This is a genomic window from Shewanella sp. CAL98-MNA-CIBAN-0140, assembly GCF_040309905.1.
Lineage (GTDB): Bacteria > Pseudomonadota > Gammaproteobacteria > Enterobacterales > Shewanellaceae > Shewanella > Shewanella psychromarinicola.
This window is the reverse complement of record NZ_JBEOPI010000020.1, coordinates 49,398-73,523: the sequence shown is the minus strand read 5'-3', so window position 1 is coordinate 73,523 and position 24,126 is coordinate 49,398. Positions and strand designations below refer to the sequence as shown.

Sequence of the window (24,126 nt, the reverse complement as noted above, 5' to 3'; positions counted from 1 at the left end):
TAAATCACCGCGCTAGGATGCGGACTTAACCACTAAACACGACACTTGTTTCTGCTTGCCATACTGCATCACCTGCGCCAGCTCAGATTGACTAATCGGTACATAAGCCGCATTAATGGCGTCTTTTTGCGCTTCAACAAACGGGTCATGGATAAACATAAACTGCTCGTTATAGCCGCTCAATACCACCCAGTGGGGGCCTTTTTCACCATTGAATCGATAAGTACTTATCATTAATAACACCCCATAGCCGCTGTCTATCCAGTGGCGAAGTTGTGCCAGTGTCGGCGATGCGTCATGTATTTCAATGTCTTGCTCTGACAATTGCTGACAAAAGTCGTCATGCACAATGGTGATAACGGCTTTTTTATTACTGTCACGAACACTATCAATAAACGGCACCGACGTTGATTGGCTGTACATCTCAATCTGTAATCCGCGTTTAATGGCCGCTAAGGCTAAACCATGAACACTGCAACCGCCATGACCGCTGGTCATAAAAATAGTGGTGGCTTCGCGCCAGATGCTCAGCTCATCAACTCGACTTGGATTATATTGTGGCTTTACGGCACTCATGGCCATCATTAAACAAGCCGCGCCACAAGTAAATGGCGTGGTTTGTACGTACAAAGGAATTTTGATAACTTTGCTTGGCCCTGGTGGGTCTAAGCGTTTGTGCATGCGCACACCATCAGCTAAGCCGTCATAATAATGCACTAAGGTTTTTAGCACCTTATAGCCCATTTTCAGATAAAGATTTTTGGCCGCTATATTGTCGTTTCGCACTTCTAGGCGTAATGTAATGAAGCCTCGCTCGATGACAGTGTGTTCACATTGTGTGACCAGCTCAAAGGCAATGTTGCGGCCTCTAAACTCGGCAGTAACGGCAATAGAATAAAGTCGAGCTAGTCGCGTGCCACGATGAAACAACACGAGTGCATAGCCTGCAAGTGTGCCGTCTATGTCGGCCACTAATAAGCTGTCTAGTGGCGAATTAACAAAGCGTTTCATCTGCCGAGAACTGATTTTATCGCCGCTAAAAGCATTGTGTTCGATATGGTTAAGTTGAGGTAAATCGCTGGGGATAGCTTGACGAAGCAGCATGAGTCGGCTCGAGTTGGCAAACATGATAGTGGGTTAATTTTCGCGCTAAACCGCACAAGAGGCAATAGATATTTATGGCTCAGTTTTTAATTGTCACCGACGATGTTAATGATTGGCGTCCCTATTTACCCAGTGACAATATGGTCACGGTTCATGATTATTTAGAAATGGGGGCATTTTCAGATAAGAGTGCCATGCAAGTGATTAACTTGTGCCGCAGTTATGATTATTTAAGCACGGGCTATTACTGCTCGCTAATGGCTGAAGCTCGCGGTCACAGAGTGATCCCTAGGGTAATGACCATTAATGATTTATCTCAGGACCGTTTTTTTAGTTTACCGCAAGTCGGTTTAGATAAACTGTCAGATACGCTGAACGAAATCACCATGAAGCTGTATTTTGGTTATTGCGATAATCCGTCACTTGATAAGCTTGCCCGTAAAATTTTTGAACGTTTTACCGTTCCCGTATTACAAGTACGTTTATTAAAAATGGCGGGTAAATGGCAAGTGGATGCGATTGAGCCTGCTGCATTTCAAGATTTAACCGAGCCAGAACAAGATTTATTTGCTAAGTACCTCGAAGTGTTTTCACAAAAAGTGTGGCGTTTACCGAAACCGTCAAAGCGCTATCGTTATGAAATTGCCATGTTGGTGGATGAACATGAGAAAATGCCGCCATCAGATAAAGCGGCACTGAAACTCTTTACTAAGTCGGCTAATCGTATTGGTATGGATTTAGTCCAAATTAGTTCTCATGATCTCGCTCGGCTAAGCGAGTTTGATGGCTTATTTATCCGTTCAACCACTAATATCAGTAATTTTACATACCGGTTTGCTAAGGCGGCAGAGCAGCTGGGGCTAGTGGTAATGGACGATCCTGAATCCATTATGAAGTGTACTAATAAGGTGTTTTTAACTGAGCTATTAAACAAACATAAAGTGCCTGTACCCAAAAGTTTAATCTTTAAAGCATCAGATAAAAACTGGGCAGAAAATGTCATTAGCACCATAGGATTGCCTATTGTGCTTAAAGTACCCGATGGCGCATTTTCGCTCGGGGTGGTTAAAGTTAACGACCGTGAAACCTTGCTTGAACAAGCAGCGATAATCTTTGAGCACAGTGCGCTAATTTTAGCGCAAGCGTTTATGCCAACCGATTATGATTGGCGGATTGGGGTGTTAAATCGTCAACCTATTTACGCCTGTCGTTATTTTATGAGCCGCGGTCATTGGCAGATATATCAACATCACCAGAGTGGCCGTGTCAGCAGTGGTGATTTTGACTGTATCGATTTAAAAATGGTGCCGCAAAATATTGTCGATGCCGCAGTCAAAGCGTCTAATTTAATTGGTGCGGGATTGTATGGCGTCGATTTAAAAGAAATTGACGGTAAAGCTTATGTGATTGAAGTGAACGACAATCCCAGTATTGATCATGGGGTAGAGGATTTGTTTTTAGGTGATTTAGTTTACGATCGGGTGATGACGGAATTTTTAAGGCGTATTCAGCTTCGAGGGATGTAATTAAGATAAAGTGATCAACCAAGAAGCCCCTAAAGAAGGGCTTTTTTTTCGGCAATTAGTTGTCAGTATGGCGTGGGGATAAGGTAGCGCTAATTAGCGCTAATTAGCGCTAATTCGGAAGCAGTTTCTGCCAGCGGCTTTTGCGCAATACATTGCTTTATCGGCGCGCTCATATATATTTTCTGCATGTTGCTGCGGTAACGACTCCGCAATGCCTAAACTGCACTGAATGTTATATTCGGTGAGCTCAGAATGTCTCGGCATCATATCAATAATACGTTGGCATACTATTGCCGCCGCATTAACATCCCCTTGGGTAATAATTACAAATTCGTCACCGCCAATTCTAAAGGCTTGGTCAGTATTACGAATGGCTTGATTAATTAACGCAGCAAAACCCACTAATACGTAGTCACCCACTTTATGGCCATATGCATCGTTAAGTTGTTTAAATTTATCTAAATCTAATACAATTAATGACACTTTACCTTGTTGGCGATTAGCTCGTGCTAATGCGATGTCGATAGCTTGGCGATAATAATAACGATTACCTAGGTCTGTTAGTGCGTCAAACATGGCTTGATTAGACATGCTTTGATACTTCAACGCATTATTCAACGGTTGAATTAATATACTCTCTAGTTGTCCCAAGGTTTTCTTTTGCGACGAACTCAGTGGCGCAGACAATTGATACGCTATAGTAAAGGTATCTTGGTTATCGTTGATAGTACGTTTCAATTCAATACCGTAGTGACGTCCCCAAACAAATTTCTGTTTATCTAGGATCAACTGCAGTCCTTTAACCGGCAAATATTGTCCTAGGATCTTGCCAAAACAGGCAAAAACTGTCCGAGGATCTAAACTTCCATGTAGTTGTTGAATCACTTGAACAAGGTCTAACTCAGGCTCTATATTCAAGTAAGCGTCTGAACGGTACCAGTAATCATCAGGATATAATTCTGCTGCTATTGAAAAATCCATTGTATTTCTTCCAGTACGTTACAACTAATTACCGTATTGTTAGCAATAATCGTGCCTATGAAAATTTTTCTATAGTTATTAGTTGGTTGTTGTTTTATTGTAGGGCTAACAAAATGTTCAACCCCCTTTCGACAGTTTTTTGACGAGGAGCCAAAGCCAGAATGGAACACAGCATTTTTATCCATATTTTGTCGATGCTTGTGATTGCGATTGTGGCGATTGCATTGTTACGTCGACTGGGTTTACCCGCCATTTTAGCTTATTTGCTAACCGGAGTGGTCAGTGGTCCCAGTGGTTTTCATTGGTTTACTCAGTTACAAATGCAGTCCGTAGCAGAGTTAGGCGTAGTGCTACTCATGTTCACCCTTGGACTGGAGTTTTCTGTCCCCAGGTTGTGGGCGATGCGCCGAACGGTTTTTGGTTTGGGTAGCACCCAAATGCTGGTAACGGCTTTTGTTGCGGGCGGTATTGCCATGTTAGTTGGGCAAAACTTAGTGGCAGCGGTAGTCATTGGCTCTGCCATTGCCTTGTCGTCAACGGCCATTGTGTTGAAGTTGCTTAATGAACAAAACTGGTTAAGGCGCAGGCACGGTGAACTTTCAGTCAGTGTGTTGTTATTTCAAGACTTAGCTGTGGTGCCACTATTGATTTTAATGCCGTTATTAGCCAATGGCGGTACCCAAATGAGCTTCAATAGTATCGCATGGGGATTGCTCACCGGTATTTTGGCCTTTTTAGGCTTGATGTCATTCGGTAAATGGATATTGCCACGAATTTTTGACGAAGTGGCACGTTCACGCTCAAATGAGTTATTTGTGTTATCAACCTTAGTTGTGGCCTTGGTGACAGGTGCTTTTACGCAATGGCTTGGATTATCGATGGCATTAGGGGCGTTTATTGCAGGTATGTTACTTGGCGAAAGCCAATATCGACGCCAGTTAGAAGCCGACATTAGGCCATTTCGTGATTTATTAATGGGTTTATTTTTTATCTCTATCGGCATGCTGCTGGATTTCAATCTGGTGATGCAATATTGGTGGCAAGTGATATTGATTTTGGTCGGTGTGGTGTTGAGCAAAATATTGATTATCTATGGACTACTAAGGCTAGTGGGTGAAAATGTTAAAATTGCCCTTAGTACCGCCATTAGTTTAGGTCAAGTAGGTGAGTTTAGTTTTGTGCTACTGGCATTGGCGGTAAATTATCAATTGCTCGACACTGAAGTGAGCACTGTGTTAGTGGCCGTGGCGGTGATTTCTATGTCGATGGCACCTTGGCTGATCCGCCATAGCGTTGATATTGCCAAAAAGGTCAGCGGTAATAAGCAGCCATCTAAACAAGACCCGATAGAGATTGTATTGCCTCATTCTGATGAAAGTGATGTGGTACTGATTTTAGGTTATGGCCGCGTAGGACAAACGATTGCCCGCTTTTTGAAAACTGAAGCTGTGCCTTACATGGTGCTTGATTTAGATCCCACCCGGGTCTCTGAAGCCAGAGCGGCAGGTGAAAATATTCATTTTGGTGATGCCTGCAAAATGGCACTATTGAAAAAAATAGGCATACGACAAGCCAGTTTAGTGGTGGTGACATTTTGTGAGCCAAGGCAGTCTGAAGAGTGTTTAGCGGTGGCGCGTAAGCTTGCTCCCGATGTAAAAATATTGGTGCGCACTCGTGATGATGCAAACTTACATGAGCTTAAAGAAGCTGGTGCAACCCAAGTTATCCCAGAGTCACTTGAAGGAAGTTTGATGCTGGTTTCACAGGTGCTGTACAAATGTGGCGTACCATTACCGCGAATAATTAAACGCTTAGAATCTGAGCGTCGTAACCATTATCAATATTTACACGGTTTCTTTTCTGGCACAGAAACCGATTTCACCTTGGATTTACTCCATGCAGTGTCGCTGGCATCTGGAGCCAGTGCGGTCGGTAAAACCGTTGCCGATATTCCATGGCAAGCCTTGGATGTTGAACTTCGTGCCGTGCGGCGTAAAGGGGAGGAGATCGATCCTCCACCACCGGATTGGATAATAAGGCGTAACGATATTTTAATGCTGGTGGGTAAACCACGCAGTATCGAAAAAGCCGAAGAGTATTTGCTACAGGGATAGCTAACCTCATCTTGGGATAATCAGTGGTTATCAAACAATCCTTTGTCCTGCTAGCGGTCCTGCTAGCGGTCCTGCTAGCGGTCCTGCTAACTGTGTTGCATTGACTTGCTTGATTGACAGTAGACCCGCTATTGATGCAGCGACTCACTACCTGAATACGCCTTGTTAGCAAAACAAATAGCAAGTTTGATATTGCAGATTTGAATCAATTTATTGTTGTCGATTTACCCCATCACTTATAGCGAGTTGAGGTTAGTTATTCATTGGTTTTACCTGCAGTACGATAGAGATAAACACCATACTTCAATGTAATGGTGTTTTTTTATCATATTCATCGAGAACACCCGCTGTTCGACACTCAGTGGCGTATGAGTCGTTCACTTTGTTTAAGTGGCTCCAATGTGCTAGTTGCTGCGCCTAGTGATAGCACAAAACACCTGGCATTTGAGCAGACAACATAGTATCTAAAGGTTGATGTACAGCCCAAAAAATTACTTTACTTGGCCAAAATAAACTGGCAGGTAGCACGTCAAGTCAATAAGAGAATACGTTTAGAGCAGGCTAAGGCATTGTTGAGTCGCACTAAAAATGCTAAAAAGTGAGTTCCAGTCAGTCGCAATCTCTCTGTCAACAATGTAGCAAGTTAAGGATAAAGTAGTGAAGGTATTCACCCGATTTTTTTCTATGTTTAAAGGCTGTTTATTATTGTTATTGTTGCTGCTCAGTCATGGCTGTTTAGCCCATCAAATGAGCACCAGTTATTTGTCTGTCGACTTGGATAAGCAAGGGCAAATTAAGGGTGCTTGGCAAGTACGTTTGTTTGACATTAACCAAGTTGTCCCTATTGATGATAATCAAGATGGTGAACTTACTTTGGCAGAGTTACAAGCTCATCAGGTGGCGATAATTGATTATTTACAATCATCTTTAGCGATCAGTCGACAACAAGATTGCCCGCTTAGCTTTGACCCAATGGAACAAATTGTTCAGCACGCTAGCGAAGACTATCTGCTGGGATCATTTCAGGCTGAGTGCGATAGCCTTGGTGTGTTAACCATTAATTATCAAGCTTTTTTTAACATAGATACCGATCATAACGTTATCACCACCATTGGGGCGCCCGATCATCAATACGCTCGAGTGATCAGCAAGGATAACCCGATAATATTGATTAACTTAGGCGAAAGTCAGGCCAGTGATACCTTTGCTGAATATGTTTATCAAGGCGTTATTCATATCTGGAAAGGCACGGATCATGTTTTATTTTTACTGGCGTTATTGTTAACTTGCGTATTGGTCCGTGAACAGCGAGAATGGCATTCTATTGATAATCCAAAGCAAATATTTAAAGACACCGCATGGATTATCACTGCCTTTACCTTAGCCCATTCGGTCACATTGACGGCAACTGCACTGGGTATATTGAATTTTAGTAGCCATTGGGTTGAACTTGGCATTGCATTATCAGTGCTATTTGCGGCACTAAATAATGTTTGGCCAATAGTATTGCGCTTAGGGTGGATAACGTTTGTTTTTGGCTTATTGCACGGCATGGGGTTTGCTGGAGTATTAGGTGAACTTGGGCTGCCTGAAAATCAAAAACTATTGGCTATTTTAGCCTTTAATGTCGGCGTAGAAATAGGTCAGTTGGCCATTTTGGCTTTGGTGCTGCCCTTGTTAATCTTTGTTCGCCACACACTCTGGTATAGAAACTGGGGCATGCAGCTTGGATCGGTTGCGATCGGCATTATGGCCATACAATGGTCCGTTGAACGCTTTTAGGAGGCATGAATTTTTTATAGCCACCTTCAAACGGGAGCTACTATTTTAGCGTGATTGATCCAATGAGATTGTTGAACGTATTACGATGTACAAACAGAGGCGTCATAATGATTGTGATTACTTGGGTTATTTTATCATTGATAATAATGAGTTTTTTTGTATATAAATTGAATGTTATTACCCAAAATATTTGCCAATATATTCAACATCACTATCCTGAAGAGTATGCACATTGTGATCAAATGAGCAGCAAAATGGACCCAGTGCACAAGGACACTCAAATTCAGCTGATGGAGTCTTTTCATTCCGGTAACGTGTTGTTGCTGCAAGATCCCGCTTTGGAGCAGTTAAGACAACAATTATCTCGCTCAAAAATTTTGTTTGTACTCTCGCCTTTTCTATTAATGATAGTGATGACCATAGTCACCTATGGATGACACTCATCTGATAAGGGTAAACTTTTTTCTGTTTAATCTCGTATCAAAAGCACTTTTCAACCTTTGTTGTGCTTTGGCGAAGCCTTAGCTGCGCAATTGCAATAATATAATCAATTTGAGCAAGATTTATGTTCAATAGTTCAGCAAACCCTAGATATTGCGCGCTTTCTCCCATAGAATGACAAGTTAACTTTTTTATCAGCAGCCACGGTTTATTTTGCTGCGGTTTTATTAGGTATATTGATGTCGGCGAAACTGTTTAATCTCCCCATTAAGCTTTCATTAGAGATGATTGCGAAACTGTTTTCGGCCACGCAAATTCAAAAAGCTCAAAACTATTTGATCCAAGGCCGAGTGCTCGAAGTGACTGCTAGCAGTGATAACCATGACATTGAAGCTTATGTTGAAGGATCTGCTGCAGAACCGTATCGGCAAGAAATTACCCTTGTGAATGTTAATCACAAGATTGTGATGCGATCTCATTGTACTTGTCCTGTCAGAACCAACTGTAAACATGTTGCCGCGGCGATGCTGGCACTGGTTGATAAAAAACCGGTTGAAGAGCAACGTATTAACCAATGGCTGCGCCAACTTGACGAGCAAAAAACAGTTGCTGAGTTTGATGATGACGATCAAGAAGACAAAGACCGCATTATCTATGTGTTGTCCAGTGATCCTCACGGTATTTTTGTTGAATTTAAACGCAGTAAATTAAATAAAAAAGGTCAATATAATAAAGGCGGTAAGCTGGCTCTGACCGATATCCGTTATAGTATTCCGTGGTGGATTGATCCTGAAGATAAACAAATTATTAGCTTGTTGTTGTCGTCAAATAACCATGGTTCTAAAATTTACATCGAAGGCGAAATTTCATTTTTAGCGGTCACGAAAATGCTCGCTGCCGAAGTGTGTTTTTGGGAAGAAAATCGTACTCCATTGACGTGGGCTAAATCCATTACGCCAGAGTTTATTTGGTGCGAACTTGATAAAAAACACACCCAAATGCAAATGCGCATGCCTGGGTTGGATAACTGGGAATTTATTGCTACCGAGCCACCATTGTATGTTGAATTAGACTATCTGCGCTTAGGCAAAATAGACACTGATTTACCGATTAAAAAGTTGAGTTTGCTGCAACATATGCCGCCAGTTCCTCTTGCTCAAGTGGATGCCATTAGCCATAAAATGCTACAGCACTTTTCACCTAAAACGGTACCAGTGCCAAGTGAAATTGATTTTTGTGAGATTACTGAACCTCTGAATACTCGCTTAACCTTTACTCGTGAGTTTTTTAGCAGTAGTCAGATTATGCAACCGGTTATTCGGGTTGATCATTGTTACGGTGACATAATCTTTAATGCCTCAACTAAACCTGAACGTATTAGTCTAGTTAAAAAAAATCAGGTGCAATATCAAGTGCATCGGCATGTAGATCAAGAGTTAACCGCGCTGCAGTCATTAACTGATATCGGCTTGATTACCCTTGAACCTGATCCTGTGCTGGCCAGTTCACAGCAACCCTATTATGTCAGTGTTGGCTTACTACCTGAGTCAATCTTCGAATGGTCTGAGTTAACCAGTGATGGTTTTGATGCATTAAGTGCATTAGGCATGGAGATTCAGTTTGATGATGACTTTGACTTACAAATCACCGATGCGCAGTTAGATGTCGACTTAGTCGACGATGATGAGTCAGGGTGGTTTTCATTATCACTCAGCGCCGATATCGATGGTCAAAGTGTGCCGTTATTGGCCTTAGTGGCTCGTTGGTTGCAACAAAATGGTGAGCCAGCCGATGATGATGAATTAATTTTACCCGGCCCGAATGGCGGATTTATTAAAATTAAAGCCAAAACCATTAAGCCACTGATCAGCATTATCCAAGAACTATTTCATCGTCATTCTGGCGATGTTATCGCGATACCACGTAACCGTGCCCATATTTTGAATGATTTATCGGCCAGCGATGTACGGTTACTTAATGGCGAGCGAGTGCGCAATTTAGCCACTAAACTGGCAGAGTTTAAAGGGGTGATCCCGATTGCGTTACCCGATGGCTTAAATGCGACGTTACGTGATTATCAAAAGCAGGGTTATGATTGGTTGTGTTTTCTTAAAGAATATCAATTAGGTGGTATTTTGGCCGATGACATGGGCTTAGGCAAAACGGTTCAAGCTTTGGCTTTTTTACTTAAAGCTAAGCAAGAGGCCACCGAGCATCGCACCAGTTTAATTGTTTGTCCCACTAGCTTAGTCGGCAACTGGTTAAAAGAAGCCAATAAATTTGCTCCGTCGTTGAATGTGGTGGTGATCCACGGTAACAAACGCCAGCCATTATTAGATCACATTAGCGAGTTTGATGTGGTGGTAACTACGTATCCATTAATGCTGCGTGATGAATCCATTTACAGTGAATATGTGTTCGACCATATTATTTTGGACGAAGCACAACAGATTAAAAATGCTCAAGCCAAAGTCAGCCAAGTCATTAAAACCCTTAGAGGCCGCTTCCGTTTATGTTTGTCAGGCACGCCGCTTGAAAACCATTTAGGCGAATTGAAGTCATTGATGGATTTTTGTCTGCCAGGCTTATTAGGGCAGCACACCTACTTTAATAAACAGTTCCGTGGCCCGATTGAAAAGCAAGCCGATGTTGAGAAATCAGTGCTTCTGAGTAAACGTATTGCGCCGTTTATGCTGCGCCGTACAAAAAAAGAAGTGGTATCAGAATTACCCGAAAAAACCGTGATAATTCAAACCTTGGAACTGGAAAAAGACCAACGTAATTTGTACGAGTCTATCCGCTTAGTGATGGAGAAAAAGCTGCGTGAGTTGTTTGCCAAAAAAGGCGTATCAAGCAGTCATATTGAGTTTTTAGATGCTTTGCTGAAGTTACGTCAGGCCTGCTGCGATCCCCGTTTAGTTAAACTTGAACAAGCGCAACAAGTCAAAGATAACGCTAAAATGACGTGGTTAATACAAACCCTACCAGAAATGATTGAAGAGGGTCGTAAAATTCTTATCTTCAGTCAATTTACCGGCATGTTAGCGCTCATTGAAGATGAGTTAAAACGATTGTCCATTAGTTATAGCAAATTGACCGGCCAAACTCGTGATCGCCAAACCCAAATTGATGCGTTTCAAGAGGGTGATAACACGGTGTTTTTAATCAGTTTAAAAGCCGGCGGAACCGGGTTGAATTTAACCGCTGCCGATACCGTGATCCACTTCGATCCTTGGTGGAACCCCGCTGCTGAAAGACAAGCCACCGATCGCGCTCATCGTATTGGTCAGGTAAATCCGGTGTTTGTTTATAAACTGATTGCCCAAGGCACAGTGGAAGAAAAAATCCAGGAAATGCAGCAGCACAAACAAGGTTTAGCTGACAGTATTTTATCCGATGGCACTCAAGGTCCATGGCAAGGTAATGCCGACGATTTAATGGCTCTATTAAGCTAGTTTGCTGCTATTGAGTCTATGCTAATTGTATAAGTTTAAGGCTTGATGAGGTAACGCTATTGCCGCCAGTATACTTTAAGCGAGGCTCATCAGCGCCAAGACAACGGCGCTCAAATCACACAACACCTGCTCAGCATATGACGTATTTTGAGCAAGTGTTTGCCGAGCTTCGGCGTCACCCTGAAAAGATAGCCATTGTTAGGTACAATATTGCTCAGTTTCAAGCACAGCCATATCTGAAAAAAGGTCTGCACACGGCAATTGATCGTTTATTGTTGGTGTTTGAAGACGATAACGACATCGAACTCTTGTATCGCCAAGTGATGAGTGATGATAATATTGCGCTGCGAGTAAGACGCTACCCGCTGATTTTTAAGGGGATTATTAAAATTAATGCCGACAGTGTCGCCGGCAGTAATGTCGATGCTGATCTCATTAAAGATTAATCGTCTTTCGCGTTAACTCAAGGCTAATTCGGTCACCATCACCCGCGCGGCAAATTCACCGGGTCCGGCCAAAATAGCGCGACCAACGGCAACAAGATCAACTTGTTTTGTGGCGAGTATGGTCTCAATATAATCAACCGTTTCAATACCGCCTACGCCAATGACGGCAGCTGAGGTTTTGCCTTTAAGCGGCGCGGCATCGTCAACTAAAAAACCTTCGCCACGTTTATCTTTAGGCCGATTCCAACCACCAATTCCCGATGATACATTCAAAATTTCAACCCCAGCACCCACTAACCACTGAGCGACTTGACCCATATCCGTATGGGATAATCCACCTGGATAGCCATCTTGACCAGGGATCCGCGTCATCACAGCCAATCTTGGCGTGGCTTGTTTTATTGCGCGGACAATTTCTAGCAAAATTCGAGTTCGGTTTTCAAGGCTACCACCATATTGATCATCACGTTGATTGGTCAATGGCGATAACCACTGATTAATGCCGTAGCCATGGGCACAATGAATTTCGACTAAATCAAAACCCGCTTTATCGGCACGAATAGCGGCACTCACAAAGTCTTGCTGCCATTGTGCTATGTCATCGAGTGTCATTGCTCTTGGTGTCGGCAATACGCGGTCATAGGCTGGCACTGTAATGCCTGAAGGGCCCATCACATCTGAGCTAATTCCTGCACTGTCTTTACCGCCACAATGGGTAATTTGTAGACCTGTTGTCGCGCCTGCATGGTGTAACGCGCTAGCGATGATGCTAAGTCCCGCAATGCAGGCATCATCATGAGCGCCTAATTGATTCGATTCACTGCGACCAGCAAGATTGACGTGGCTGTATTCAACCATCACCAGCCCAGCACCCGATTGGGCTAGGTTTTGATAATGAGTTAGGGTTTGCTCGGTGGCCAAGCCATTATTGTCTGCGGTTTGCGATGCCATTGGTGGCACCACAACACGGTTTTTTAAGGTTAATCCATTGATTAACGTCAATGGGGCAAAGCGTAGCGCGGTCATTGCAACATCCTATATATTTATGGCTATCAATATGCCAGCAATCAACATAATACTGCCTGCAGTACGATTCATTATCGTTGCCGCCTTAGGGGAGGTAAATACCTGTTTTGCACTTGATGCCAAATAAGCATAAGTGAGATTAACTGAACCAAAAGAGAGGGCTGCAATGGTTAGTATGATAATGACATCGGTAAAGTCTACTTGGTTCATCGGCACAAAAGCAGGGAAAAAACTGACATAAAATATCAATGCTTTAGGGTTGCCTAAGGCGATTATAATACCGGTTAATAAATTTTTGGCCAGATTGACTTTCGGCGCGGCGGCTAATTGCACGCCGTTTGCTGTAGTGCGCAACATGCTGACCCCAAGCCAGCATAAATACAGCGCACTGGCGTATTTTATCAGCTCGAACGCTGGCCCCATAGCGTGAGCAATCGCCGATAAACCAAACAGTGCTAACAGGATATACAGAAAATCTCCGAGCAGCACCCCAAAGGTCATCGCAGCCCCATGTGTAAACCCATTTGAGAATGAGCGCGACACCACCGCAAAAACCGCCGGACCGGGGACCATCGCTAAAATGAGCATGGTGAAAAATAGCCCGATAACTTGCTGGAATATCATTAACTCACTTCAACTTGGGTTAAGGGATGGGATTATATCCTAAATTGTTGCTTTTAAGGTACTAAAGCTAAGGTCACAATGGAACCTTGTGCTGACGGTATACATCTAACGTTAAGATATAGGCTAAAAGCGAAGCAAAAGGCCTAGATGCTAGGACGCTGCGCGGCTAGAGGCTATAAAATCTTAGCAGCGAAGCTGTCACTAGAACCTAGCAAACCGAAGGTCGCTCTAGCCGCTATAGGCGCTCTATTCCTAGGGATCTATCCTGTCGACATGCTCAATACTGCCTTTCGAGGTCGTTTGGGTATCGTTATCGTTATCGTTTTTGCATGAGTGTGTTACATTTCTGGCTTAGATCATTGTGTGGATTAAGTATTGTTGTGAATATCATTTTGTTGACCCATCCTCGAGAAGTGTTGCGAGCCAATAATACTGGGCAGTTGGTAACAAAAGTGCTGGGCGAACGTGTTCGTGTGGTTGAGTGGCATCGTAAACAGCCAGATGCTGCATTATTGAGTGCGATAGAAGCCGGTAAAGTGGGCTTAGTGTTTCCAAGTGCTGACACATTGGCTAATGTTGAGGTACCTTCGCGGGTAGATCAGCCGTTACATCAACCGTCATATGAGTATTTAGTCATCATTGATGCAACATGGCAAGAAGCGCGCAAGATGTTTAATCAAAGCCCTTATTTAAAAGCACTCGCTAAAGTGTCCTTGGTGGGCACGTCCAAGTCGATATATCCGTTAAGACGCAATCAAATTGAAGGCGGATTATGTACTGCTGAATGTGTCATACATATACTGACTGAGTCGAAAAACCTAACTGAAGCACATCAGCTTAGTCAGTTATTGATGACATTTATTGGCGCTAATCCCTAATGGCACGAGCAACCCCTAAATCAATGGCAAATAAAATTCAGTGGTAAATCTTCGCAATATTGAGTGCCGTTTAACTTCGACATAATAAAAACGCTCACTAACAATAAAAATGGCGCTGGGTATATTTAGTCCTGTTGGCGCTAACGGTTAACTCGCATTAATCGCCTTTGCCCAGAGTTAGCCATTATCGCCTTCGCAAATGCAACTCAGAGTCAAAAATCAACTTGAGTCGATCCCGCCGCTCAGCCAACAATGTAACCGCGCCGTTTGCCACTTTATGTTCCAGCGTCCAAAATCCGGCTTTCAATATTTAGCTTTCAACATCCAGCTTTCAACATCCAGCTTTCAACGTCCAAAATGGTGATGGCGATTTATATCACGCTCATTTAAATGAAATTATTTTGCGAGATGATGCGTTAACCGCTCCACAAAACACCATAAAATGAGTCACAGCAAGTCAATACTACGCCGCCAGCGGGATAAAGAACTGTTTGATAACAGGACATTATTCCAAATATTATTCTGCGCTGAGGTTATGCAAACTGAATAAAAATATTGGCGGTGAGTCGCCCTGAACTGGGGTTAGCATCTATGTCGGTGAGTGGATTAACCAAGGTTGAATGAAGCAAATTGCCGGGGTAAATAACTAAGCGATTAGGGCGATATTCTATTTGATGATACAAGCGGTAATGCTCATCGCTGGCAACAAAGTAACTGGGTGTTGTTTGTGTTTTAGCATCTAGAAAAGGTTGCGCTTTGGTAAAATAATGGTCGATGTTTTCCGCGGTGATCCGCTCATAATCGGTCAAATTATGCTTAAAAAACCCCGTGTCGCCATGTGGGCCATCATTAAGATAATGTAAAATGGCGAAGTAATGCGGGCTTGGGGTGTCAAAATGGGGCAAGCATTGCAGCGGTGCTAGGGTTTGTGGCTGTGTATCGATGAGTGAATAGACGCACTGTTGCGGCTTTAAACGTAACTGAGTTGGAATGTGATAAACATCATAAATCAACTGAAACACCGCATTGATAACGTCGATGACATATTGCCTTGGCAACGATGTGCGTTGCCCTGGATAATACGAGCCTTGATCTTGATTAAATTGGCTATCGTTGATAGCAATATCAACCAGCTTGGAGATGTCTCCTGCAAAGTTATCAATCACTATCACCGGCGTTTGTTGTTGGCCAATAAAATGCACTTGTGGTGCAATATTATTGACCTCAACGATCGGCTTTGAGGCTTCAGATGCTGACATCCGCTCTAGCCTTGCATCGCCGTCGATTTACAGTAATGCTGCACAAAGTCATGATGGGCAGGTAAGGTATCGACTTTACGTTTCACCGTGGCTTTGATGCTGTTTAAAAAGCTAGCCAATTCCGCGTCTTCCATCATGTCGACAATCGGATGATATTCTTTAGGCTGTAAACCTTGGCCCATCATCACTTGGATCCACGAGCTCTCACCAAAGAGTTCGTTACCGTATTTGTAGACTTTACCAGACTGGCTAAACATGTCGATACGATGTTGTAATGAGGCTGGGATCGGCATGTTTTTGCAATAACGCCAAAAACGGCTGTCTTCACGGTCGGTCACTTTATAGTGCAGAATAATAAAGTCGCGAATGTTGTCGATTTCAATCTTGGTTTGTTGGTTAAATTCATCTACGTCAGCTTGAATAACCCCATGAGACGGAAACAGCTGCAATAAGCGCACTATGCTGCGTTGGATCATATGAATGCTGGTGGATTCTAACGGCTCTAAAAATCCGGCTGATAAGCCAACTGCAATACAGTTTTTATTCCAATGCTGACGACGAGTGCCGGTTTTGAATTTAATCACCCGAGGTTGATTGATAGGCTTACCTTCAATATTGTTGAGTAACAATTCGGTGGCATCGGCGTCAGAGATATATTTGCTGCAAAATACTAAGCCATTACCGGTACGAGTTTGCAACGGAATGCGCCACTGCCAGCCAGACTCTCGGGCAATGGAACGTGTGTAAGGGATCGGTTTTTGCACCGCCTCTGTTTGGACTGCAATCGCACTGTCGCACGGGAGCCAATGGCTCCAATCTTCAAAGCCAGTATTTAAGGTTTGCTCGATTAATAAGGCTTTAAAACCGGTGCAATCGATAAATAAATCACCTTCGATGAGCTCGCCATTTTCAAGTTGTAATGCGCGAATATTACCGCTGTCTTCATGCTGCAACACATCGGCAATTTTGCCTTCAATACGGGTCATGCCATGATGCTCTGCAAATTTTCGCAGAAACTTAGCGTAAAGGCTCGCATCCATATGGTAGGCATGGTTGTAATCTTGGTTTGGTAGCACCGCAAAACGGCCCTCACGAGCGGCTAAATGTTCAGTGCAATAGTCACCAATCTCGCTGACGATGTTTTTTTGTTGACCTTTAAGCCAAAAGTGTTGAAAACCACAGGCCCAGCAGTCTTTGCCTAAAAAACCAAATGAGTGCAAATAGTCTTTATTGACGTCATGCCAGTTTTCAAATTGAATCCCGAGTTTAAAGGTGGCGTTGGTGGCGGCCATCACATCTTGCTCTTTTAATCCCAGTAAGCGATGAAACACGTGCAGAGTGGGAATGGTGGCTTCGCCCACACCGACAGTGCCAATTTCATCGGATTCGACTAAGACAATATCAAGGTTTTTGCCCAATAGTTTGCTAAAGGCGGCCGCGGCCATCCAACCTGCTGTACCACCACCGGCTATGACCACTTTTTTAACTGATTTATTCATCTTGGGCATCCTGTTTAATGTCTTAGTCTCTTGCATTTAGCATTATCGTTTTAATTTGTTAATTAAGTCTGCGCGTAATTTACGGGCGTTTAGTTCATCTAATGGCTTGGTTAACATGCCTTTAGCATTGTCTGGAATGTGGCTGTCATCAACATCGTCATGATCGAAAATGTAATGCTCAAACAGTGCTTTCCATGCTTGGCGTTGTGCTTTCGGTAATGAGCGCAGGCTTAACATGCTGTGGAGCAGGGCATTGTTCGGTCGCCCTAAATGGCCCGGTGTGTCGCGCCACCAATGGGTAATGAGTACGTTAAAGTCTTCAACGCCACGGACATGGTGCCACCACATACTGGGGATAAACAGCACATCACCAGGACTCAGTTCAGCGGTAAAGGATGCCGCAAGTGCCTGCTTAAATTTTGGGAAACGCGCAAAGTCAGGGGCGGCAAAATCGACCATGCTGATGTCTTGTCCGCCAGGGGCGAACTCCATTGGCCCAACATATAAATTACTGATTTGCTCGGGCGGAAATAAGGTAAAGGTGCGTTTTCCGACAGCGTTACAAGCCAGGTTGAGGGGGAAGTCAAAATGCGCGGCAACTTTGGTTTGGTTGCCAAGCCAAATACTGGTTAATGCTTGTGTGGGCGATAAATCTAAACTGTTTTGTTCACCAAGCCCAGGCAAACATTGGTGAATGTCAGTTGAGCCCATGTAAATTCCAGCAGGTGCTTTACTCGCATTCTCTTGTTGTATGCGACTTAATAATTGGTTGAAATCAAGGCGGCCCGCTTGGTAATTAAAGCCATTAACTTGCTGATTATAAAACACTCGCCCATGTTGATCTTGGGGTAAATAATACGCGGTAACGGCTGATCCCTGATAAAATTGACGCAGATAATCCATCGCTTTATCAGCAGACTCAAGACCTGCTTGCACTAAAGGCCAGTGACGGCATAAGCCTTTAAACACCATAGGTGTATCTGCATGTTCAATATGAGCCAGTACGTTATCTAAGGTCCAATCGCTAACGCTGTCGACAGTTTGTATCGAGTCAGTTTGTTTAAGATCCGGTAGCGCTGGCTCAGATCGAGTTGGATCAGCGTTGGGCATCACCATAATCAATTAACCTTGGGCGTTTTTAAGGTTAAGAAGCTCGCGAACTTTACTGTGTGAAGCTAATGTCATGTAAATGGCTTGCAAGTAACCTTGCTGGTGTAATGTGCCCAGTGTTTCAGCTGATAATCCGGCTAGGGTATTTTCATTAATGGTATAAAAGCCAATCATTTGATGTTTTTGGCCATTATCTAATTCGATGTCTAAGGTGAAAGATTCGAGCAACTCATGTTGAATTAAGATATCGATAAAGCGATTACTGTCGATGATCCCGTGGTGAATAGCTTCAAGCATTTCACCCATTTCATCTAATAGTGGTGTGTTACCGCCATAGGGTAAAAACAACGCTTCACCTTCGGTTCGGCCAACTCTTGGGTGCTCTACATCGAGGTGAATAACGCGTTGCTGACGTTCAATGCCATCTTCTTGTACGGTTTGTTGGCCAATCAAAAACGGCTGGCGGCGAACGCCAAGGGGGATATACGATGCATTCCAACCAGCGTCAGATAAAAACAGATTCTCATCCTGCTGAAAACCAAACAATGCCACAGAGTAAAACTGGCCAGTTGCCGCGTCCTTATGGAAAAAAATAGGATAATGAGCTTGAACGCTGCGAAATTCTTGTGGAAAGGTCACGCTGTACCAAAGGTTGTCGCCTAATGCGGCAGAGCGGTTGGTGATAACCTTTAGATCTTTATGATCGATACTGTTAAGTAATACATGTTGGCTCATATTGATGTCCTATCTTATTCGTTCAAATACATTGTGTTGTTATGATTATTGTAGGTGATCTATAGTTCTAGTGGTTTTCAATGCTAACCGCTTTAATACTAGCAGCCCAGCTTGCTCAGCTAAAGTGTATTACAGTTTAGGAAACCCGTATTGGGCCACTTTTTCCAGTAAAGCGCGATTGCTGGGTAAGCTTTTACTTAATGCTTGAGTGCGTTGCTGGTTGTCGTTAAAAAGTTGCTGTGCCAGTTGTTGCATTGACGGTTTAACATGAGTGGGTAACTGAGTTTGAAAACCCATGCCATACAAGACATATTGAAAACTGGCGGCCGGAAATAAAGCTTCTTTATAACTAATATCATACTGGCTTGGTACTTGGTAGCGCCATAATTCAAGTTTGGCTTGTAAACTGTCGGGTATCGATTGGTTATCGCGATGGTCGCGCCAATAGCCATCAACTTCACGTTGGCTTATTACATAATGCAGTTTCAAAAAGTCGATGATTTGTTGCCAGTGTAATTGGTAGCGATCGTTCACCCTTGCTGCGATGGTATCCATCACTTGACGGTTGGGGGGTAATTGCTGCGCTAAGGTTGAGGCTGTCCATTCAATTAACGCCAATGCTGAGGCTTCTAATGGTTCAATAAACCCTGCTGCCATGCCAATGGCAATACAATTGTTTTGCCAACACTTGGCTCGATAACCGGGATTGAAGGATAATTTACGCGGTTGAAGTTTATCGATAGTGGCTGCGTCCCCCAAATAGGTAAACAGTGTTCTCTCGGCGTCAGCGTCATTGGTATGGCTTGATGAATACACATACCCCACGCCTTTGCGTGTAGGTAGGCCTATGTCCCAAATCCAACCGTTTTGTTGCGCGGTTGAATGAGTACAAGACGCTATAGGACTGCCATCTCCTGAATAAGGTACTTGTACCGCAAGGGCGGTGTCATTAAATAATACCGCTTTTTGGCATAAAAACGGCACGTGTAAATGCTCACCCAACAACAGTGACTTAGTGCCACTGCAGTCGATAAATAATTGACCACTAATCTCGCCATTTTCTAGGGTGACCAGTTTGGCGATATCACCATTATCATGGTTAACAATATGACTGACATGATCGCGAATATGGCTTATCCCAAGTTTTTGGGTGCAATGTTCGGTCAACAGTTGGCTGAATTTTCCGGCATTAAGATGGTAGCCATAATTATTTTGAAAATGATACTGCGCCGATGAAATGGATTTTGGCGCTAACCCCAGTTGAGTTAGAACCTCTTGACTACTGACGGCTTCGGCAAAGCTGACTTGGTCTGCATGGGACAACCAAAATGGACATAAGTCGAGCTCTTGATGGCCGTGGGGTAAGCTAAAGGGATGCAAGTAACTGTCTGATTGAGCTGGATTACCTACTTGGGCGTTATGGCTAGCAGGATCACGGCGCCAATGAATAAATCGTGAACCTTGTTTAAAGCTGGCGTCGCAACGACGAATAAACTCGTTTTCATCGATGCCAATTTTACTCAAGGTTGAACGCATCGAAGGCCAAGTGCCTTCACCAACACCGATTGTGGCGACGTCGGGAGATTCTATTAAGGTAATGTTGAGCTTGGGCGAGTGGGCTAGGACACCATTATCAACATTATGCTCAGCAGCCAGTAATCCAGCGGTTATCCAACCGGCTGTACCGCCTCCAACAATGACTATTTCGGTGATTGCGTTTTGCATAATCTCTACCTACGCCTTTGGCACTATCGTTATTAATATTGTTGTTATTATTATCGTTATTTGTGTTGCAGATTTTATGATGTTCAAGTCATATCATAAGTAGAATTCAATAAAATGTAACCACTTTCAAGTATTGGTTTTTCAATCTCTGCTCAAAAGCTTGTTGAGAGCTTAGGCTGAAATAAAAATAGTAACGTCCTTGTTACTTAAGGTGTTGCAATAAAAAGAGGTGACAAAGTCTGTGCACCTCAATGACCTAAAAATAAAACGTTTTAACATTTTCCGCCTAACGCCAAGGGTATTAGGCGGAATGTCTTTTAGCGCGATGCTCTTTAGCTAAATGTCCCTTAGCTAAATACGACTTAGCGCAATATCACTAAGCTCAATGTTACTAACGTTATGGGCTTAGAAAGTATAACGAGCGCCTAAGCTATAACGTGCGCCGGTTTCGGTTAGGTTTAACACTTGCTCGCCAGCACGTCCGTGAACACGGGTGTACTCTTCAGTAATGTTAAGTCCCTCGAAGAACACGGTTAAGCCTTCTACAGATTCGATGTCGTAGCTAACAGACAAATCGATTTGTGAGTAGGCTTCAGTGTACTTAGGGTTAGCCCCCGTATCTTGACTACGCGAGTTTAAGAACTCGTCACGCCAGTTGTACGCCACACGTGCTTGGAAACCATAGTTTTCGTACACTAGTACGGCGTTAGCGGTATCACTGATGCCGATGATTGCAGATTGATCTGCTAATGAGTAATTGTTGTATGCCTCGTCACTATCAACCAAGGTATAGTTAGCAATTACACCAAAACCAGTTTCACCAAAGAAGTGCTGTACTGCTAATTCCCAACCATCAATCACTGACTTACGTGAGCTGTTGGATGGGGTGTCGACGTTAAAGCTTAATAATTCATCATTATTAGCCGCACTGCCACTGATGGTTTGATTGGCAACATCTACGGCGGCATTATCAGCAAAGTTATTGAAAATATAGTCACGAACTTCGCCTGCTTCGGTTGTACCCGTTGCTGCTACTGCTGCTTTATATAAATCACCTGATGCAGGGTTATAAATGCCGTTAGTGCTTTTAACGATGCCATTGCTGATGAAGTTTTCAGTATCTTTGCGGAAATAACCCACAGACACATAGCTTGATGGGGCGTAATACCACTCTGCTGAGAAGTCGATATTTTGCGACTCTAACGGCAGTAATGTTGGATTACCCGCTGAAGCACCACCATTAGTACGGTTAGCGAGCGTGGCTAATACAGTACCACCTTGAATGTCAGTGTAATTAGGGCGACCAATCGTTTCGCTGTAAGCCGCACGTAGCATCACATCTTCTACCACTTCAATATTGAAGTTGAAACTTGGCAGAATGTAGTCGTAATCACCTGATTTAGTTTCAAATACTTGCTCACCAGTAGGTGTTAATGCAATTTCAGTTTCGGCAATCCAATCTGCGCCATCATAGCCCGCTACTGCAGCTGTTGAGGTAACGTCAGTTTGCTCATAACGTAAGCCAAAATGCACGTCATACGGCATGCCGGCAATTTCGTTATCGTAGTTGTACTGTAGGTAAACGGCTTGTGATTCTTCTTCCGTAAAACGGTCAGTTTCAGCCGCATAATTAGTTGATGGACAGAAGCCATTTCCACAGTCACCACTTACCGAAGAGGCATAATTTGCTGCCGCGAAGTCACGAACAGAATGAAAGTCCCACATGAAAATGGTATTTAAAATATCGAAGTTACCATCAGTAAGCGAGAAATCACCGCCTGTGGCATCAAATTTGTCTTGAATCGTATCTGCTGGGAACCAAGCGTCTTCAAAGTCACCCGCCGATCCCACGCCCCCCCAATCGTTACGTTGCACGTTAACGGATTTAGAGTGATTATTGACATTGGTCAACTCAATACCAAAGTCAATGCTACCCACGTCGTCAAAGATATATTCACCGTCAAACTGATATTGATCAATTTCAGACTTATTACGCTCGTTAGTGAACACCGAACCGGTAAGAAGCATATCTGCAGGGGTGACGGCATTACCACCACCAACTGCCAGGATAGGTAAATCACCACTAAAGTCAGTAGCTGCACTCGTACGCACAAAAGCTGCGGTACTTAAGCTGTTACTTGAACCGTAAAGATTATTAGGTTTATTTTCAGCCGTTGAGTTGTGCGCATCGAATGTCAGTTTTAAGCTATCTGTCGCTTGCCACTCAATGTTAAAACCTAATGATCCACTTTCGTTACGTACGCCATAATCGCCTGCTGCCATTGATAAGTCAGCAGGTGCGTCATAAGTTTCAGAATAAATGAGTGGTGATGCAATCGGGCCATCACTCCACACGTTTTCAGATGGTACAAAGTTAAACCAAGCTGATACGTCGTTAGATTGGGTGTCGATATCGTTACGCATGTAGGTGTAATCTAAACTCGCGACGATGGTATCAATGGGGCTGTACTGTAAGACTAACTGGCCATTAGTTCGAGTACGTTGCTGTTCTTCAAAACGATAAATGGTGGTTTGTGGTACTGAGTAAATGTCGTCATCACCAGGGCGATTAACTTGGGTGTCGTCTTTTGCAACGCCGCCCCATTCACTGTTGTCTGTCGTACCGGGAAAGCTGCGCCAGCCTGTACCGACTTGCGCTTGCTGGTTACCACTTTCACGTTCTTGATAACTGGCCGATAGCGAAATACCAAATTTATCATCAGCAAACGTGTTTGAGTATAAACCTGATAACTCAGGAGTAACTGAGCCATTATCTGTTGATTGATCATCAACCGCTTTTACACCAAATGAGGCTTTTAACCCCGGCGAACTAAATGGCTTGTGGGTTAAAATATTGATAGTTGAACCAATACCACCGGTTGAGTTTGACGCTAAGCTGGTTTTATAAACTTCAACACCGCTGATACTTTCTGATGCAATGTTAGCAAAGTCAAATGAACGCGAGCCAGTGGTAACAGGCATTTGACGACCATTGAGGGTGATCAAATTATAGTCAGGGCCAAAACCACGCACCGTGACTTTACTGCCTTCACCGTTTTCACGATCAATCGACACCCCAGTGATACGCTGTAACGATTCAGCTAAGTTGGTGTCAGGAAACTTACCAATATCTTCTGCAGAAATAGAGTCTACGACTCCATTTGAAGAACGTTTGACATCCATTGATTTAATTAAACTGCCACGAATACCTGTGACCTGTAACACTTCTATGTTTTCTTCACTGGCTTCATCAGCAGCATAGGCCGGTAGCATACTGCTAACACCAAGCACTAGCGATAAACTGGTAGCAAGCTTGGTTTTGGTAAATGTTGTTGTTTTCATCTAGGAAATCCCCATTGACTAGATTCTACTTCTCTCAATATTGCGGGTTAGGCGCAAGTCGTTTTTTTAATTCTCTATC

Annotated in this window: 17 protein-coding genes; 7 read left to right on the top strand and 10 right to left on the bottom strand. The window is 43.4% G+C overall.

Annotation, left to right across the window (positions count from 1 at the left end):
• Positions 1-12 precede the first annotated feature (12 nt).
• A complete protein-coding gene (locus AAEY93_RS11975; protein ID WP_351077125.1) occupies positions 13-1,104 on the bottom strand; it encodes a peptidase C39 family protein in 1,092 nt (363 codons plus the stop codon).
• Between the two features lie 74 nt (positions 1,105-1,178).
• On the opposite strand from AAEY93_RS11975, the gene AAEY93_RS11970 reads away from it, so the two are divergent.
• Positions 1,179-2,630, top strand: a complete 1,452-nt coding sequence (locus tag AAEY93_RS11970; protein ID WP_124011876.1) for a RimK family ATP-grasp domain-containing protein — start codon at positions 1,179-1,181, stop codon at positions 2,628-2,630.
• Between the two features lie 99 nt (positions 2,631-2,729).
• Here the strand turns inward: AAEY93_RS11970 and dgcS are convergent, their stop codons facing one another.
• Positions 2,730-3,611 carry a diguanylate cyclase DgcS gene (dgcS, locus tag AAEY93_RS11965; protein ID WP_351077121.1) on the bottom strand — a complete coding sequence of 294 codons (882 nt, stop codon included), beginning with the start codon at positions 3,609-3,611 and terminating at the stop codon, positions 2,730-2,732.
• 161 nt (positions 3,612-3,772) lie between these two features.
• Between dgcS and AAEY93_RS11960 the strand changes: the two genes are divergently transcribed.
• From AAEY93_RS11960 to AAEY93_RS11940, 5 genes are all read left to right on the top strand, one after another.
• Positions 3,773-5,725, top strand: coding sequence for a monovalent cation:proton antiporter family protein (locus AAEY93_RS11960; RefSeq protein ID WP_351077118.1), 1,953 nt, complete (start codon positions 3,773-3,775; stop codon positions 5,723-5,725).
• 657 nt (positions 5,726-6,382) lie between these two features.
• The gene (locus tag AAEY93_RS11955; RefSeq protein WP_351077115.1) at positions 6,383-7,507 is read left to right on the top strand and encodes a HupE/UreJ family protein; all 1,125 of its coding nucleotides are present in this window, start codon (positions 6,383-6,385) and stop codon (positions 7,505-7,507) included.
• Between the two features lie 146 nt (positions 7,508-7,653).
• A complete protein-coding gene (locus AAEY93_RS11950; protein ID WP_124011872.1) occupies positions 7,654-7,944 on the top strand; it encodes a hypothetical protein in 291 nt (96 codons plus the stop codon).
• A gap of 243 nt (positions 7,945-8,187) precedes the next feature.
• A complete protein-coding gene (locus AAEY93_RS11945; RefSeq protein WP_351077110.1) occupies positions 8,188-11,403 on the top strand; it encodes a DEAD/DEAH box helicase in 3,216 nt (1,071 codons plus the stop codon).
• A 59-nt stretch (positions 11,404-11,462) separates the two neighbouring features.
• Positions 11,463-11,849, top strand: a complete 387-nt coding sequence (locus AAEY93_RS11940; RefSeq protein ID WP_351077107.1) for a hypothetical protein — start codon at positions 11,463-11,465, stop codon at positions 11,847-11,849.
• A gap of 12 nt (positions 11,850-11,861) precedes the next feature.
• On the opposite strand, the gene AAEY93_RS11935 is transcribed toward AAEY93_RS11940, so the two are convergent.
• Both AAEY93_RS11935 and AAEY93_RS11930 read right to left on the bottom strand, forming a co-directional pair.
• A complete protein-coding gene (locus tag AAEY93_RS11935) occupies positions 11,862-12,875 on the bottom strand; it encodes an oxidoreductase (RefSeq protein ID WP_124011869.1) in 1,014 nt (337 codons plus the stop codon).
• Positions 12,876-12,884: 9 nt separating this feature from the next.
• Positions 12,885-13,499, bottom strand: a complete 615-nt coding sequence (locus AAEY93_RS11930) for a LysE family translocator (RefSeq protein WP_351077104.1) — start codon at positions 13,497-13,499, stop codon at positions 12,885-12,887.
• A gap of 380 nt (positions 13,500-13,879) precedes the next feature.
• On the opposite strand from AAEY93_RS11930, the gene AAEY93_RS11925 reads away from it, so the two are divergent.
• Entirely contained in the window at positions 13,880-14,377 is a 498-nt protein-coding gene (locus AAEY93_RS11925; RefSeq protein WP_164839504.1) for a tRNA-uridine aminocarboxypropyltransferase, read from the top strand.
• A 533-nt stretch (positions 14,378-14,910) separates the two neighbouring features.
• On the opposite strand, the gene AAEY93_RS11920 is transcribed toward AAEY93_RS11925, so the two are convergent.
• The 6 genes from AAEY93_RS11920 to AAEY93_RS11895 all read right to left on the bottom strand — a co-directional run bounded on the left by AAEY93_RS11920 (position 14,911) and on the right by AAEY93_RS11895 (position 24,047).
• Positions 14,911-15,636: a DUF6445 family protein gene (locus AAEY93_RS11920; protein ID WP_124011866.1), complete on the bottom strand. Its 726-nt coding sequence runs from the start codon at positions 15,634-15,636 to the stop codon at positions 14,911-14,913.
• A gap of 5 nt (positions 15,637-15,641) precedes the next feature.
• A complete protein-coding gene (locus tag AAEY93_RS11915; RefSeq protein WP_124011865.1) occupies positions 15,642-17,135 on the bottom strand; it encodes a tryptophan halogenase family protein in 1,494 nt (497 codons plus the stop codon).
• A gap of 42 nt (positions 17,136-17,177) precedes the next feature.
• Entirely contained in the window at positions 17,178-18,251 is a 1,074-nt protein-coding gene (locus AAEY93_RS11910) for a cupin-like domain-containing protein (RefSeq protein WP_233768551.1), read from the bottom strand.
• A 6-nt stretch (positions 18,252-18,257) separates the two neighbouring features.
• Positions 18,258-18,980, bottom strand: a complete 723-nt coding sequence (locus tag AAEY93_RS11905; RefSeq protein WP_351077098.1) for a SapC family protein — start codon at positions 18,978-18,980, stop codon at positions 18,258-18,260.
• Between the two features lie 129 nt (positions 18,981-19,109).
• Positions 19,110-20,705: a tryptophan halogenase family protein gene (locus AAEY93_RS11900; RefSeq protein WP_124011863.1), complete on the bottom strand. Its 1,596-nt coding sequence runs from the start codon at positions 20,703-20,705 to the stop codon at positions 19,110-19,112.
• A 405-nt stretch (positions 20,706-21,110) separates the two neighbouring features.
• Positions 21,111-24,047 carry a TonB-dependent receptor gene (locus AAEY93_RS11895; RefSeq protein WP_124011862.1) on the bottom strand — a complete coding sequence of 979 codons (2,937 nt, stop codon included), beginning with the start codon at positions 24,045-24,047 and terminating at the stop codon, positions 21,111-21,113.
• Positions 24,048-24,126 lie beyond the last annotated feature (79 nt).

What these genes read in the sequence shown, in the direction of transcription:
- AAEY93_RS11915 (WP_124011865.1), bottom strand. Translation starts at nt 17,135, where the DNA reads ATGAATAAATCAGTTAAAAAAGTGGTCATAGCCGGTGGTGGTACAGCA.
- AAEY93_RS11960 (WP_351077118.1), top strand. Translation starts at nt 3,773, where the DNA reads ATGGAACACAGCATTTTTATCCATATTTTGTCGATGCTTGTGATTGCG.
- AAEY93_RS11905 (WP_351077098.1), bottom strand. Translation starts at nt 18,980, where the DNA reads ATGAGCCAACATGTATTACTTAACAGTATCGATCATAAAGATCTAAAG.
- AAEY93_RS11920 (WP_124011866.1), bottom strand. Translation starts at nt 15,636, where the DNA reads ATGTCAGCATCTGAAGCCTCAAAGCCGATCGTTGAGGTCAATAATATT.
- AAEY93_RS11970 (WP_124011876.1), top strand. Translation starts at nt 1,179, where the DNA reads ATGGCTCAGTTTTTAATTGTCACCGACGATGTTAATGATTGGCGTCCC.
- dgcS (WP_351077121.1), bottom strand. Translation starts at nt 3,611, where the DNA reads ATGGATTTTTCAATAGCAGCAGAATTATATCCTGATGATTACTGGTAC.
- AAEY93_RS11935 (WP_124011869.1), bottom strand. Translation starts at nt 12,875, where the DNA reads ATGACCGCGCTACGCTTTGCCCCATTGACGTTAATCAATGGATTAACC.
- AAEY93_RS11950 (WP_124011872.1), top strand. Translation starts at nt 7,654, where the DNA reads ATGAGTTTTTTTGTATATAAATTGAATGTTATTACCCAAAATATTTGC.
- AAEY93_RS11930 (WP_351077104.1), bottom strand. Translation starts at nt 13,499, where the DNA reads ATGATATTCCAGCAAGTTATCGGGCTATTTTTCACCATGCTCATTTTA.
- AAEY93_RS11910 (WP_233768551.1), bottom strand. Translation starts at nt 18,251, where the DNA reads ATGGTGATGCCCAACGCTGATCCAACTCGATCTGAGCCAGCGCTACCG.
- AAEY93_RS11975 (WP_351077125.1), bottom strand. Translation starts at nt 1,104, where the DNA reads ATGCTGCTTCGTCAAGCTATCCCCAGCGATTTACCTCAACTTAACCAT.
- AAEY93_RS11895 (WP_124011862.1), bottom strand. Translation starts at nt 24,047, where the DNA reads ATGAAAACAACAACATTTACCAAAACCAAGCTTGCTACCAGTTTATCG.
- AAEY93_RS11900 (WP_124011863.1), bottom strand. Translation starts at nt 20,705, where the DNA reads ATGCAAAACGCAATCACCGAAATAGTCATTGTTGGAGGCGGTACAGCC.
- AAEY93_RS11945 (WP_351077110.1), top strand. Translation starts at nt 8,188, where the DNA reads ATGTCGGCGAAACTGTTTAATCTCCCCATTAAGCTTTCATTAGAGATG.